Origin of the sequence: Streptococcus sp. FSL E2-3488 (assembly GCF_038003585.1) — a bacterium.
GTDB lineage: Bacteria > Bacillota > Bacilli > Lactobacillales > Streptococcaceae > Streptococcus > Streptococcus thermophilus.
The window spans coordinates 369,024-383,589 of the sequence record NZ_JBBOPL010000001.1 but is presented as its reverse complement, the minus strand read 5'-3'; the positions used below and the strand labels follow the sequence as shown (position 1 = coordinate 383,589).

The 14,566-nt window shown below is 39.2% G+C and carries 15 protein-coding genes and 1 tRNA gene; 5 read left to right on the top strand and 11 right to left on the bottom strand.

Going from position 1 to position 14,566, the window contains the following annotated elements; translation table 11 throughout:
* Window positions 1–53: 53 nt before the first annotated feature.
* Window positions 54–1,772 carry a dihydroxy-acid dehydratase gene (gene ilvD, locus MHH90_RS02120; protein WP_011226435.1) on the bottom strand — a complete coding sequence of 573 codons (1,719 nt, stop codon included), beginning with the start codon at window positions 1,770–1,772 and terminating at the stop codon, window positions 54–56.
* Window positions 1,773–1,884: 112 nt separating this feature from the next.
* On the opposite strand from ilvD, the gene MHH90_RS02115 reads away from it, so the two are divergent.
* A complete protein-coding gene (locus tag MHH90_RS02115) occupies window positions 1,885–3,066 on the top strand; it encodes a BaiN/RdsA family NAD(P)/FAD-dependent oxidoreductase (RefSeq protein WP_002951656.1) in 1,182 nt (393 codons plus the stop codon).
* Between the two features lie 89 nt (window positions 3,067–3,155).
* Here the strand turns inward: MHH90_RS02115 and MHH90_RS02110 are convergent.
* From MHH90_RS02110 to MHH90_RS02090, 5 genes are all read right to left on the bottom strand, one after another.
* Window positions 3,156–3,242, bottom strand: a tRNA-Ser gene (locus tag MHH90_RS02110).
* 59 nt (window positions 3,243–3,301) lie between these two features.
* Window positions 3,302–3,943, bottom strand: coding sequence for a tRNA (guanosine(46)-N7)-methyltransferase TrmB (trmB, locus tag MHH90_RS02105; protein WP_002947526.1), 642 nt, complete (start codon window positions 3,941–3,943; stop codon window positions 3,302–3,304).
* Window positions 3,944–3,952: 9 nt separating this feature from the next.
* A complete protein-coding gene (gene ccrZ / locus MHH90_RS02100; protein ID WP_002951667.1) occupies window positions 3,953–4,744 on the bottom strand; it encodes a cell cycle regulator CcrZ in 792 nt (263 codons plus the stop codon).
* Window positions 4,745–4,801: 57 nt separating this feature from the next.
* Window positions 4,802–5,839: an ABC transporter permease gene (locus MHH90_RS02095; protein WP_113870485.1), complete on the bottom strand. Its 1,038-nt coding sequence runs from the start codon at window positions 5,837–5,839 to the stop codon at window positions 4,802–4,804.
* On the bottom strand, window positions 5,836–6,567 hold the full coding sequence (locus MHH90_RS02090) for an ABC transporter ATP-binding protein (RefSeq protein ID WP_002951673.1): 732 nt from the start codon (window positions 6,565–6,567) through the stop codon (window positions 5,836–5,838). Before MHH90_RS02090 ends, MHH90_RS02095 begins: the two co-directional genes overlap by 4 nt.
* Window positions 6,568–6,631: 64 nt before the next feature.
* Here MHH90_RS02090 and MHH90_RS02085 point away from each other — a divergent pair, with 64 nt between their 5' ends.
* Both MHH90_RS02085 and MHH90_RS02080 read left to right on the top strand, forming a co-directional pair.
* Window positions 6,632–7,051, top strand: coding sequence for an HIT family protein (locus tag MHH90_RS02085; protein WP_011681530.1), 420 nt, complete (start codon window positions 6,632–6,634; stop codon window positions 7,049–7,051).
* Complete coding sequence (locus MHH90_RS02080) at window positions 7,048–7,347, top strand: hypothetical protein (protein WP_014621895.1); 300 nt, start codon at window positions 7,048–7,050, stop codon at window positions 7,345–7,347. Before MHH90_RS02085 ends, MHH90_RS02080 begins: the two co-directional genes overlap by 4 nt.
* 51 nt (window positions 7,348–7,398) lie before the next feature.
* Here the strand turns inward: MHH90_RS02080 and MHH90_RS02075 are convergent, their stop codons facing one another.
* Window positions 7,399–7,851, bottom strand: a complete 453-nt coding sequence (locus MHH90_RS02075) for a hypothetical protein (protein WP_340725754.1) — start codon at window positions 7,849–7,851, stop codon at window positions 7,399–7,401.
* A gap of 61 nt (window positions 7,852–7,912) precedes the next feature.
* Between MHH90_RS02075 and MHH90_RS02070 the strand changes: the two genes are divergently transcribed.
* The gene (locus MHH90_RS02070; protein WP_340725732.1) at window positions 7,913–9,088 is read left to right on the top strand and encodes an IS256-like element IS1191 family transposase; all 1,176 of its coding nucleotides are present in this window, start codon (window positions 7,913–7,915) and stop codon (window positions 9,086–9,088) included.
* Between the two features lie 24 nt (window positions 9,089–9,112).
* Here MHH90_RS02070 and MHH90_RS02065 read toward each other — a convergent pair whose 3' ends face one another.
* The 3 genes from MHH90_RS02065 to MHH90_RS02055 all read right to left on the bottom strand — a co-directional run bounded on the left by MHH90_RS02065 (window position 9,113) and on the right by MHH90_RS02055 (window position 10,246).
* Window positions 9,113–9,397, bottom strand: a complete 285-nt coding sequence (locus MHH90_RS02065) for a hypothetical protein (protein WP_445330286.1) — start codon at window positions 9,395–9,397, stop codon at window positions 9,113–9,115.
* 69 nt (window positions 9,398–9,466) lie between these two features.
* Window positions 9,467–10,102, bottom strand: a complete 636-nt coding sequence (locus MHH90_RS02060) for a DUF4230 domain-containing protein (protein WP_011681533.1) — start codon at window positions 10,100–10,102, stop codon at window positions 9,467–9,469.
* An 18-nt stretch (window positions 10,103–10,120) separates the two neighbouring features.
* Entirely contained in the window at window positions 10,121–10,246 is a 126-nt protein-coding gene (locus MHH90_RS02055) for a hypothetical protein (RefSeq protein WP_011681534.1), read from the bottom strand.
* A gap of 177 nt (window positions 10,247–10,423) precedes the next feature.
* Between MHH90_RS02055 and MHH90_RS02050 the strand changes: the two genes are divergently transcribed.
* Window positions 10,424–11,599, top strand: a complete 1,176-nt coding sequence (locus tag MHH90_RS02050) for an IS256-like element IS1191 family transposase (protein ID WP_340725732.1) — start codon at window positions 10,424–10,426, stop codon at window positions 11,597–11,599.
* Between the two features lie 377 nt (window positions 11,600–11,976).
* Here the strand turns inward: MHH90_RS02050 and MHH90_RS02045 are convergent, their stop codons facing one another.
* Window positions 11,977–14,076 (bottom strand): ATP-dependent Clp protease ATP-binding subunit, encoded by a 2,100-nt coding sequence (locus tag MHH90_RS02045; RefSeq protein ID WP_011681535.1) that lies wholly within the window; start codon window positions 14,074–14,076, stop codon window positions 11,977–11,979.
* Between the last annotated feature and the right edge of the window lie 490 nt (window positions 14,077–14,566).

Below are 14,566 nucleotides of genomic sequence, written 5' to 3'. Positions count from 1 at the left end.
ATAAAAATCACATCGCACAAATATACGATGTGATTTTGTTTTATAGTATGTGATTAAGCTTTACCTGATTTATCCATATTCCAGAAGTCAGTAACCGCACCACGTGATGCTGATGAAACGATGTGAGCATACTTACCGAGGACACCACGGCTATAAAGTGGTGGTAACTCAGTTTCTGCTTTACGTTTCGCCAACTCTTCGTCTGGTACATGCATAGTGATTTCTTTGGTATCCTGGTCAACTGTAACCATATCACCTGTACGGAGGTAGGCAATCGGTCCACCAACTTGAGCTTCAGGAGCAATATGACCTACAACAAGTCCGTAAGTACCACCTGAGAAACGTCCATCAGTCAAGAGGGCAACCTTGTCTCCTTGTCCTTTACCAACAATCATTGATGACAATGACAACATTTCTGGCATACCAGGACCACCCTTAGGACCTACAAAACGTACAACAACTACATCGCCGTCAACGATTTCGTCAGAAAGAACTGCCTCGATGGCATCTTCTTCTGAGTCAAATACTTTAGCAGGACCAGTAATGTTACGCACTTTAACACCTGATACTTTGGCAACAGCACCTTCTGGGGCCAAGTTACCTTTCAAGATAATCAATGGACCATCGGCACGTTTAGGATTTTCAAGTGGCATGATAACTTTTTGACCTGGTGTCAAATCATCGAAAGCTTCCAAATTTTCTGCAACAGTCTTACCAGTACACGTGATACGATCACCGTGAAGAAAACCATTCTTAAGAAGATATTTCATAACGGCTGGCACACCACCAACATTGTAAAGGTCTTGGAAGACATACTGACCTGAAGGCTTCAAGTCAGCCAAGTGAGGCACGCGCTCTTGGAAATCGTTGAAGTCTTCAAGCGTTAAATCAACGTTAGCCGCATGAGCGATAGCAAGCAAGTGAAGGGTGGCATTTGTTGAACCGCCAAGCGCCATTGTAACTGTGATGGCATCTTCAAAGGCTTCACGTGTCAAGATATCTGATGGCTTAAGTCCCATTTCTAGCATTTTTACAACTGCACGACCTGCTTCTTCGATATCAGCCTTCTTCTCAGCTGATTCTGCAGGGTGAGATGATGATCCTGGAAGGCTCATCCCCATAACCTCAATTGCTGTTGCCATTGTGTTAGCAGTATACATACCACCACAACCACCAGGGCCAGGGCAGGCATTACATTCAAGATTTTTAACCTCTTCGGCAGTCATATCTCCGTGGTTCCATTTACCGATACCTTCGAAAACAGAAACCAAGTCGATATCCTTACCGTTAAGATTACCCGGTGCAATCGTACCACCGTAAGCAAAAATAGCTGGAATATCCATGTTGGCAATAGCAATCATTGAACCTGGCATGTTCTTATCACAGCCACCAATAGCAACAAAGGCATCGACATTGTGACCACCCATAGCAGCTTCAATTGAGTCAGCAATAATATCACGAGATGTCAATGAGAAACGCATCCCTGGTGTCCCCATGGCAATACCATCTGCAACGGTAATTGTACCAAATTGAACTGGCCAAGCACCCGCATCTTTGACACCCTCTTTGGCAATTTGACCAAAACCGTGCAAGTGGATATTACATGGCGTGTTCTCAGCCCAAGTTGAGATAACCCCAACAATAGGCTTTTCAAAACTATCATCCGTCATCCCAGTCGCACGAAGCATAGCACGGTTAGGTGATTTAACCATGCTATCGTAGACAGAAGAACGGTGTTTCATGTTATTTTCAGACACGATATTTTCCTCCATAGTTAGTAACCATTCTAATTTAAAATTGTACTCCTATTTTAACATAAATTGTCTAAAAAATCTGACCATTTACCAACTATTTTCTCTTTTTAAATTATGCTAAAATAAAACTATGGAATATTTTGATACTATCGTTATTGGTGGGGGACCTGCTGGCATGATGGCGACCATCGCCTCAGCCTTTTATGGCCAACAAACCCTTCTGATTGAAAAAAATAAACGTCTCGGTAAGAAACTAGCTGGTACTGGTGGTGGACGTTGTAACGTCACTAACAATGGAACTCTGGACGATCTCTTAGCAGGTATTCCAGGTAATGGACGTTTCCTCTATAGCGTCTTTTCTCAATTTGATAATCACGATATTATTGCTTTTTTCGAGGACAATGGTGTCAAACTCAAGGTTGAGGACCACGGTCGTGTTTTCCCTAAGACAGATAAATCACGTACTATTATCCAAGCTCTGGAAAATAAAATCCAGGAACTAGGTGCTACTATTCTCACTAATACGGAAGTTGTCTCTGTCAAAAAAGTCGATGAACAATTTCAAGTTAAGTCTGCAGACCAGATTTTTACTAGTGATAAACTCATCGTCACAACTGGGGGAAAATCTTATCCATCAACAGGTTCAACTGGTTTTGGTCACGATATCGCCCGACATTTCAAACTCCATGTTACTGATCTTGAAGCTGCAGAAAGTCCACTCCTAACCGACTTTCCACATAAGGCTTTACAGGGAATTTCTCTTGACGATGTCACGCTATCTTATGGAAAACACAAGATTACTCATGACCTTCTTTTCACTCATTTTGGCCTATCTGGACCGGCTGCCCTACGTTTATCTAGCTTTGTCAAAGGCGGTGAAATAGCTCATCTAGATTTTCTTCCTAACCAATGCCAAGAAAATCTCAAGACCTACTTTGAGGAAAATCGCGAGAAATCTGTTAAAAACACTCTCAAAGGTCTAGTGCCTGAACGTGTCGCTGAATTTCTAGCAGGAGATAAGGCGGATAGCAAAATTAAACAACTCCATCCCAAAGATTTGGAAAATCTTATCAGTCAACTCAAGGGGATGGAAATTCCAATTACGGGCAAAATGTCACTTGCCAAATCCTTTGTAACCAAAGGTGGCGTAGACCTCAAGGAGATTAATCCTAAAACCCTAGAAAGTAAAAAAGTCCCTCACCTACATTTTGCAGGAGAGGTACTTGATATCAATGCCCACACCGGTGGCTTTAATATTACAAGCGCCCTCTGTACTGGTTGGGTAGCAGGAATTCAGAGTCCTTGGGACTAACGAAATTTTCGAATAACTCTACCCAAAAAGTGTCCCTTCTATGCTGGAAGGGACACTTTGTCTATTTCTGAATTTGTCTATTTCTGAAAAGGAGAGGAGGGGATTCGAACCCCCGAGCCCCGTTAAGGACTACACGCTTTCCAAGCGTGCGCACTCGGCCTCTATGCGACCTCTCCATATCAAACGATTAACCCATTACTGACTAATCGTTCATTTTAATTAGAATTTTCAAGATTTAATCTTTAAACTGAGCCTCTACTCGGTAGATAGCTTGACCTTTTTCTGAAAACTTTCGCTCGTACTCAGTCATAACGTTGCCCTCATAATCACTTGCATGAAGATCCAACCACACTTTGTTAAGAATCATTCCATACTGTGAGAAACTCGTCAAACTGTATTCGAAAAATCCTCGATTGTCTGTCTTTAAGTGAATCTCTCCATTTTTAGGCAAAATTTGCTTATAAGTATCTAGGAAAGTCTTGTAGGTCAAACGACGTTTCTCGTGACGGCTCTTGGGCCATGGATCTGAGAAGTTGAGATACATCATGTCCACTTCACCATCTTCAAAATAGTTGGTCAAAGCAGATCCATCCACACGCAAGAGTTTGACATTTTCAACACCTGAGGCCAAGACCTTGTCCAAGGCATAACTCAAAACAGATAACTGGATATCAATACCAATGTAGTTGATATCAGGATTTTGTTGGGCCATTCCAGTAATGAAGGCTCCCTTACCAGACCCCACCTCAATATGGATAGGATTGTCATTGCCAAAAATCTGGTGCCACTTACCTTTAGCAGCTTCCGGCTCAAGGATAACATACTGAGGATGGTTAGCTAGGTGTTCCTCTGCACCTTTACGTTTTCTAACTCGCATGTCTACTTTCTAATATCTGTGCAAGGTCTCTCTGAACTTACGCAGCTCATAAATTTCTCGATTGGCATGTTCCAAATCACGGTTATCAAAGAATTTGGAAATTTGTGTCAAATATGAAAATTGTCCATACCAGTAAATCTTATCCAAAACAAGGTCATTGTTCTTGTAACCATAATAAGACAACCACTGTGGCCAGTGAGCCAAAGGAATGTAATGGCTAAGAATCTGTGCTACATCATACATACGGTCAGTTAGACGTACAGAATCCCAATCAACCAAATAAATCAATCCTGAGGTTGTAATAACAAAGTTACTATGACGCGCATCGCCATGAACAATGGTCGCAATCTCTGCACGAAACTCTGGAAGATGACGTTTCAAATCTCTAACAACATCTTGAAGGAAACTATTCTCACGCAATTGATAGGCAGCATTTTCCTCCCACTCGTGTAGAAGATCAAAAGGATTTTCAATATGATAATCCAACTGCAAGAGCTGATTAACCAAGTGTTTAGAGCGGTGCAGATTACCAAGAATTTGGATAATCTGTTTACTGTTCATGTCATGTTTGGTCAAAATACGACCATCAAGCCACTCCTGTGCACTCATCATATCACCATTTCCCAGACGCTTAGCCCACAGGAGCTGGGGCGCAATCTGTTCCTTGGCAAGAGCTGCCAAGATTGGTGTTGTATTCATCTTCACAAAGACACGGTCTCCGTTTGGATAAGTCCCCATATAGGCCTTACCACTATTTCCTTTGAGAGGAGTCAGGCTCAAATCTTTATCTGTTGATGTCACCTAGGCATCTCCTTTTTCTTTAGTCTCTTACTTCTATTCTAACTTATTTAATAGGTATTAGTCAATCATCTTCTTAAGCTTGGCTGGTAGGTAAACAAGACTCAAAACTAGCATAACTCCAATCAAAATCAGGCTAAATTTAAGGTCAAAGAGACAAAGAGCCTGAATCAGTGTCATTACAAGGACAATTTGATTAATCAAGCGCTTAAGATTGCTCACCTGCATGTCTTTTCCAATTGGCATAAGGTTGGCCATCCTTTGGTAAGCAAAGTGCGATTTAAGCGCTGTGAGCTGGAAGAGTAAGAGATAGTCAAAAACAACCACAAGTACCATAGCCAGCCATTTTTCAGGAACCAAAAAAATAACCAAAAGTGTTAAAGCAAAAAGGCGTAGGCTAAGGGCAACGTAATCTCCTGAACGTAAGAAGGCTCTTAGGTACAGGTTGTACCACGTATATTTCTTGTCTTTCTTTGTACGCTTGAGAATGCCATCCAAATAGCCACGGCGTTTAACACTCGATGTAATTCCCTTAACATTGGTAAAGAGTGAGAAAAACTTCAAGATTGATTGTTGTCGTTTATTCTCCGCTGCAATAGCATCAGTCCAATTCAACCCAGACTGCTTATAAAAAGGTTGTGCTTTCTTTTGGAAAATAAAATACTTAAGAATAGCCATAGCCACGGCTACAAGGACAACTCCCCAAACTGGAAGACCCAAGGCCAGAAAGAGTGGAACGACCAAGATAAAAATCAAGGTCTGGATGAGCACCCAAAATCTAAAAGCACACCCTGTCGCCTTCTTAATATGGTCTAGCACCTCTTCTTCCTTAACTAAGAGGTAGTGCTTGTCTGCAGGCTCTAAATAGGTGGCAATATTGCCCCAAAAAGGCAGTAAGAGACAAAGCACAAGTAAGCCAAGAATGATGGCCCATGGATTCTTTGGAAAATGTCGGAGCAACTGGCTATACTGAACCAAGACAAAACCCAGCAAAAAAAGAAGAACCAGGATAAAGTGGTCATTAAAGACGTAGCGACCATACTTAGCACAACGGGTAGTGAATCGTCTGCTACGCTCCTTAAAAAGCTCAGCTATCATGACAATTCTCCCTTAGTCAACTGCATATAGATATCGTTAAGACTAGCACTACTGTCACCAAAGGTCTGACGAAGCTCATCAATCGTCCCCTGTGCCAAGATCTGTCCATGGTGCAAAATCACAAAGCGATCACACATCTTCTCAGCTGAATCCAAAACGTGAGTCGACATGAGAATAGACTTGCCATTGGCTTTTTCCTCAGCCAGAAGCTCAATCAAATCAGAAATCGCCAAGGGATCCAATCCCAAAAAGGGCTCATCAACAATGAAAAGACTTGGATTCACAATAAAGGCACAGATAATCATGACCTTCTGCTTCATCCCTTTTGAAAACTGAGTTGGGAACCAGTCCAACTTTTCATCTAAGCGAAAGAGTTTGAGGTACTTGTCCGCACGTGCCATACCCTCAGTCACATCAAGACCATAGGCCATCAACACCGTTTCCAAATGTTCACGAAGCGTCAATTCTTCATAAAGACTTGGCGTTTCAGGAATATAGCCAATCTTCTGACGATAGCTAGCTGGATCTTGTTGAATAGTTAACCCATCAATGGCAATCTGTCCTCCATAGGGTGTTAAGAGACCAATAATCTCGTTAATTGTTGTTGATTTTCCAGCACCATTAAGACCAATGAGACCAACCAATTCACCATCAGCCACCTCAAAAGTCACATCTTTTAGGACGGGAATATTAGCGTAACCACCCGTCACCTTTTCTAATTTAAGCATTATCTTTTCTCTCTTTGGTATGATATAATCTATTATAACAAAAACTCATGGAAAGGTCGTTATTATGGATAATTGTATTTTCTGTAAAATTATATCTGGAGAAATCCCTTCATCAAAAGTCTACGAGGACGACAAGGTTCTAGCCTTCCTCGATATTTCACAAGCTACAAAAGGACATACCTTGGTTATTCCTAAAGAGCACGTTCGTAACATCTTAGAAATGTCTGCTGAGACTGCTGAGACTGTCTTTAGCCGTGTTCCAAAAATTGCTCGTGCCGTCCAAAAAGCAACAAAAGCTATCGGAATGAGTGTTCTCAACAACAACGAAGAAGTTGCTGGACAGACTGTCTTCCATGCCCATATCCATCTAGTACCTCGTTACGGTTCAGACGACGGTATCCATATGAGTTTTGATGAGCATGAACCTGACTTCGCTGCCCTAGCAAACCTTGCTGACAGCATTGCTAAAGAGGTAACAGAATGAAACTCGGACGCCTTCTAGCTCTTGGAACCCTTGCCTGTGGTGCCTACTACGCCTATAAACGACGTGAAGACATCAAAGAAGAGATCCTAGACCTCAACCAATCACGAGAAAATATCTCTCACGATCTGGACAGAATCAAACGCAACCTTGACATCATCAAGGAACAAAACCTTGTGCTTGATGACATCAAACAAGACCTCAGCTATAAAATACGTGTCTTCCAAAAAGACCTAGAACCCCGACTCAGCATCATCCAAGAACACTTGAAAAAATATCAAAGTGACGATAAAGAATAAAGGTAAGTAGCACGAGGCTACTTACCTTTTTTACTGATTCAAAATCGACAACTACTTGTATTCTGTAAAAATCAATTTAGCATCATCAGTCTTTGTTGACTCATCGTATCCAGTATAATTAATACTTAGGACTTGATTTTTCTTTAATTTAACAACGACATCTGTATTTCCTGGATTGTATTCTTGACTCTTTGATGTGTTTGAATCCAAATCTTCAATAGTAACATCCCAACCGAGATTATTAAATTGTGGGTCAAGATTAACGTTAGTGCTTAATTTGTAGGTTCCCTCCTTAATATCTCTGCCTACAATAAATTCTCCCTGACCAAGTTCATTACTTGGTTCAACTTCCTTAGCTACTGCATTGAATTTTACTTTAGAAATGTTTTCTAATTGTAAAGTATCTCCATCAAATAAAATAAGTCTAATCTTTGAAGCATAATTTATATCATTTCCAACTGTACCAGCAAGAAAGTGGTAGTGTAAAATAAGTTGTGTAAACACAAAAAGGAATAAATCCGTTATAGTAGAGTTGCAAAACATTACTAGAAAGAGATTTATTCCTATGACTCAGTTTACCACAGAACTACTTAACTTCCTAGCCCAAAAGCAAGATATTGATGAATTTTTCCGTACTTCTCTTGAAACAGCAATGAATGATCTGCTTCAAGCAGAGTTATCAGCCTTTTTAGGGTATGAACCTTACGATAAATTAGGCTATAATTCTGGGAATAGTCGTAACGGAAGCTATGCACGGAAATTCGAAACCAAATATGGGACTGTTCAGTTGAGTATTCCTAGAGATCGTAATGGGAACTTTAGTCCAGCTTTGCTTCCCGCTTATGGACGTCGAGATGACCACTTGGAAGAGATGGTTATCAAACTCTATCAAACCGGTGTAACGACTCGAGAAATTAGTGATATCATCGAGCGAATGTATGGTCATCACTATAGTCCTGCCACAATTTCTAATATCTCAAAAGCAACTCAGGAGAATGTCGCTACTTTTCATGAGCGAAGCTTAGAAGCCAATTACTCTGTTTTATTTCTTGACGGAACCTATCTCCCCTTAAGACGTGGAACCGTTAGTAAAGAATGTATTCATATCGCACTTGGCATTACACCAGAAGGACAGAAGGCTGTTCTTGGATATGAAATCGCCCCAAATGAAAACAATGCTTCTTGGTCCACCCTGTTAGACAAGCTTCAAAACCAAGGAATCCAACAGGTTTCTCTTGTAGTGACCGATGGCTTCAAGGGGCTTGAACAGATTATCAATCAGGCTTACCCATTAGCTAAACAACAACGTTGCTTAATTCATATTAGTCGAAATCTAGCTAGTAAAGTGAAACGAGCAGATAGAGCGGTTATTCTGGAGCAATTTAAAACGATTTATCGTGCTGAAAATTTAGAAATGGCAGTGCAAATTTTAGAGAACTTTATCGCCGAATGGAAACCAAAGTATAGGAAAGTCATGGAAAGTCTGGAGAATACGGATAATCTTTTAACTTTTTATCAGTTTCCCTACCAGATTTGGCATAGCATTTATTCGACAAACCTCATTGAGTCTCTTAACAAAGAAATCAAACGTCAAACGAAAAAGAAGGTTCTTTTTCCTAACGAGGAGGCTCTGGAACGTTATTTAGTTACCCTGTTTGAAGATTATAATTTCAAGCAAAATCAACGCATCCATAAAGGGTTTGGCCAATGTGCTGACACACTTGAAAGCTTATTTGATTAACATTCTTCAACTCTACTTGAGTGTTTACACATAATTATTGACAGTATCAAGAAAGTTTATATGTGGTCCATCCTCAGATTTTCTTGTACCAAAAATATTTCCTGAACCACCCGTAACTTCAATATCATATATGCCAGGCTTAACATCACCTTTTTCACCTACAGTAATATCATCAGTAACATAAATTTCGTCCGTAGATTTAGAACTATCAATAAGTTCTTGGAAAGGTTCTGATTTAGCAGTATGAACCTTTGATTGTTTTACCTTTGGATTTCCCTCTGACTTTTTACTATCATTTTGGCATCCCACTAATCAGATACCAACGAACATCAAAAGAACAAATGTGATTAACTTTTTCATAATCTTTTCTCCTAAAATTTATTTTTTACTTTGAACTGTTACTGTTGCTTCATGATCCAAGGATTTAATCATTGTAGAGTAGTACTTCTCAGCTGATTCATTCAAAAGTTCATTGTAATCCTTTAAATAGTCTTGCTGTTCTTTATTTGATAATCCCTTTATAGCAGCCTCACCAGTATCAACATTTGGGGTTAATGCACTGAGTAATTCTCCACTAGTATCATATAACTTATAAGGTTTATTCTTGTCTAACTCAAAACCAATAACTTCATATTGAGGTAAGTTAACCTTATAATTGTGTTCCTTATCACTCTCAATATTAACTCCTTTCTTTATACCAAATTTAGCTGTATAGTTAAGAATAATAATCGCTCGCTTTTCTGAGCCTGGAATTACAATTTTAGTGCCAAATAGCTTTGTATTATTCTTAATAGGCTTAATTTTTTGAATTCCTAAATTTAGTAAAACTACTTCATGAACCTCTTCTATCTTTTTAATGCTAGAATAAGTTTCAGTTTGCTGATTATGAGATAAAGCATTCTCAATATTCTGAACTGGTTTTAGCCAGAATCCTAATATTAAAATTAAGACTAAGACGATTAGATAAATCCATAAAGCTATTTTTTTATTCAATATTTTTTTAACTAATTTCATTCAAATTTACCTGCATTCCTACTTTTTCAAAAACAACTGGATTAACAATCCTGCAATCACAATACCAGCTGCAATTAAGGGGTTCAACATCGCTATTCCTACAAAAACTAAAATAGCTAAAATCCATAAAACTACCTTTATCATCTTATCACCTTTAAAATACGAATACCATAATTTCACCTAAATTTAATTTTCTGTAAACATATATATATATGTGTATACGTTGTCAATAGGTAGTGTAAAATAAGTTGTGTAAACACAAAAAGGAATAAATCCGTTATAGTAGAGTTGCAAAACATTACTAGAAAGAGATTTATTCCTATGACTCAGTTTACCACAGAACTACTTAACTTCCTAGCCCAAAAGCAAGATATTGATGAATTTTTCCGTACTTCTCTTGAAACAGCAATGAATGATCTGCTTCAAGCAGAGTTATCAGCCTTTTTAGGGTATGAACCTTACGATAAATTAGGCTATAATTCTGGGAATAGTCGTAACGGAAGCTATGCACGGAAATTCGAAACCAAATATGGGACTGTTCAGTTGAGTATTCCTAGAGATCGTAATGGGAACTTTAGTCCAGCTTTGCTTCCCGCTTATGGACGTCGAGATGACCACTTGGAAGAGATGGTTATCAAACTCTATCAAACCGGTGTAACGACTCGAGAAATTAGTGATATCATCGAGCGAATGTATGGTCATCACTATAGTCCTGCCACAATTTCTAATATCTCAAAAGCAACTCAGGAGAATGTCGCTACTTTTCATGAGCGAAGCTTAGAAGCCAATTACTCTGTTTTATTTCTTGACGGAACCTATCTCCCCTTAAGACGTGGAACCGTTAGTAAAGAATGTATTCATATCGCACTTGGCATTACACCAGAAGGACAGAAGGCTGTTCTTGGATATGAAATCGCCCCAAATGAAAACAATGCTTCTTGGTCCACCCTGTTAGACAAGCTTCAAAACCAAGGAATCCAACAGGTTTCTCTTGTAGTGACCGATGGCTTCAAGGGGCTTGAACAGATTATCAATCAGGCTTACCCATTAGCTAAACAACAACGTTGCTTAATTCATATTAGTCGAAATCTAGCTAGTAAAGTGAAACGAGCAGATAGAGCGGTTATTCTGGAGCAATTTAAAACGATTTATCGTGCTGAAAATTTAGAAATGGCAGTGCAAATTTTAGAGAACTTTATCGCCGAATGGAAACCAAAGTATAGGAAAGTCATGGAAAGTCTGGAGAATACGGATAATCTTTTAACTTTTTATCAGTTTCCCTACCAGATTTGGCATAGCATTTATTCGACAAACCTCATTGAGTCTCTTAACAAAGAAATCAAACGTCAAACGAAAAAGAAGGTTCTTTTTCCTAACGAGGAGGCTCTGGAACGTTATTTAGTTACCCTGTTTGAAGATTATAATTTCAAGCAAAATCAACGCATCCATAAAGGGTTTGGCCAATGTGCTGACACACTTGAAAGCTTATTTGATTAACATTCTTCAACTCTACTTGAGTGTTTACACATAATTATTGACAGTATCTGTCAATATTTTCTTGAAAATATAATATATTTTTAACTATTCATATCATAAGATTATTATAATTTCATATCATTTTAAAATTAAGAATAAACATGGAAGTCATAGCAATACCCAAAACAAGACTTTCCGCTGTGCTAAAGGTGAGAGAAACCATATTGCTTATCTCACTCGGAAGATTTGAGACTTAGGCTCAAATCTTAGGAATGGAATTCCGTTAGGAAGTCGCTTCCGTCCGTAGCACCCAAGGAAAGTCTTAAATAAAAAAGAAAAAGCAGAGATGTCTACTAACATCTCTGCTTCATTAATCGGATTAGGAGTTCCTATGCTTTTTATTTAGCATCTTTTTCTTTGATAACTAAGACACCATCTTCCATATCAGCTTCTAGGTGTTTTGCATCAAGGTTATCCAAGTGGAAGTCTGTGACTTTGTCACGGATTTGTTGTTCAACCACACGACGGAGTGGACGAGCACCCATAACTTCATCATAGCCTTCTTCTGTCATATAGGCTTTAGCAGCTTCGCTAACTGCCAAGTCAATGCCTTTCTTAGAAAGAGTCTTGTTAACTTCATTCAACATAAGATCGACAATCTTAGAAAGGTCCTCCTTATCTAAGTGTGAGAACTCAATAACTGCGTCGAAACGGTTAAGGAATTCAGGACGGAAGTAAGGTTTCAAACGATCCATGAGTTCTGGTTTATCAGCATCTTCTGTCGAGTTAGATTCGTAACCAAAGCCAGCGTTTGAAGTTGCGATAATGACTGTGTTCTTGAAGTTTACAGTATTACCTTGACCATCAGTCAAACGACCATCATCCAAAACTTGGAGGAGAAGGGTGATAACTTGAGGGTCTGCCTTTTCAATTTCATCAAGAAGGATGATTGAATAAGGGTTACGACGAACACGTTCTGTCAAGGTATTACTATTATCATCATAACCAACATAACCAGCTGTTGTACCAATCAATTTAGAAACGGCTGTGCGGTCGCTGTATTCTGACATGTCCAAACGGATGATAGCATCTTTGGTACCGAACAAATCAAGGGCCAATTGTTTAGCCAACTCAGTTTTACCAACACCAGTAGGTCCTACAAAGAGGAAGCTACCGATTGGACGGTTACCTTCGTCAAATCCTGCACGATTACGACGGATGGAACGTGCCACTGCTTCAACGGCCTTATCTTGACCGATAACCTTAGCTTGCAAACGGTTACCCATATCTTTCAAACGTTCGATATCCGATGCACCCATTTGAGATACTGGAATACCAGTCATACGTTCTACGGATTCAGCCACATCGTTTACAGTCGCAGTCACCTTGCGATCTTTTGCATGGTTAGCAATTTCCTTTTCAAGTTTTTCAATACGAATCTTAGAATTTAGAGCTGCTTCGTAATCTTCTTTAGCAACTGCAGCTTCTTGTTTAGCTTTTTCTTCTTCGATTTCACGTTCAACAGCATTGACATCAGTTACTGGATGTTGTGCTGCCAAGTGAGCTGCTGTCATGTCCAAAAGGTCAATAGCCTTATCTGGCAAGCTACGTTGTGGAATGTATTGTACTGAAAAATCAACCGCTGCTTTCAAGACTTCATCTGGCAAGATAACATTGTGGTGTTTTTCATAAAGATCACGAATACCTTGAAGAATCTTGAAGGTATCTTCAGGAGAAGGAGCATTGACCTTAACTTCGTTGAAACGACGAGCAAGGGCAGCATTCTTCAAGATAGTGTTACGGTATTCATCTTGAGTTGTTGCACCAATAACTGTTATTTCACCACGTGAAAGAGCAGGTTTCAAGATATCAGCCAGACCTTTAGAACCTTGACCATCGCCAGTGCTTCCGGCACCAAGAATTTGATGAATTTCATCGAAGAAGAGGATAATGTTTCCAGCTTCTTTGACTTCATTTACCAAGTTTTGAATGTTTTCTTCAAAGCTACCACGGTATTGAGTACCAGCTTCAAGTGCAGAAATATCAATTGAGATGATTTCTTTATCCTTGATAGCAGCTGGGACATCACCATTAACGATGGCTTGTGCCAAACCTTCAACTACAGCTGTTTTACCAACCCCAGCATCACCGACAAGGACTGGGTTATTCTTAGTACGACGAGACAAAATTTCGGCAGTTTCTTGGATTTCTTTGTTACGTCCGATAACAGGATCCAATTTACCTTCACGAGCTTCTTGAGTCAAGTTACGACCAAGCTTAGCAAGAATACCATCTTGTTTAGGTCCGTGTTGTTGTGTTGGGTTCACTGCTTCACCTTGATTACCAGGCAATTTACCTGTTTGACGGTAAATTGCAAATTCTTCAGGTGTCACTTCACGACCGTTAATCATGTAGCGACGGCTTTCTGAACGGAAACCACCCATGTTACCCATCAATTGATTGAAAAGATCATCCATATTATTAAAGTTGTTGTTCATATAATCACCTCATACTGTGTTTTCTTGTGATTTTTTAAGTGTTATTTTTTAGTTAATGTGTAAAATTTGACTTTTACTGACCAAAACCCTAAAAATTTTTAGAGCCTCAACTACTCTTCTAATAATTTCCGGTTTTGCTCTTGGTAGAAGGCTGAGAACTTTCACAGTCTTGAATTAATTTAATTATCATTCAGCATAAGAGCCACCTTCTTTCTGTGAATCTCTCAAAATAGCTAACTTACAAGTTTCTTTCTGAAATAAGCTTGTAGCTTAAGGAAACTCTTTTCCTTAAGCTTTATCATATACCTTTCATATGCTTGGGTCAAGAATTTAGCTTTGACTTTTACTGAACTTTTTAATGAAAATTTAAGCAGACAAGCTGCAATCTTTTCATATCGGTATATGGACTGTTTTGACAGCCTTTATAAGGATTTCATTTCCCTATGTTTATATTATACAACATTGGTCAGTATTGGTCAATATATTTTTG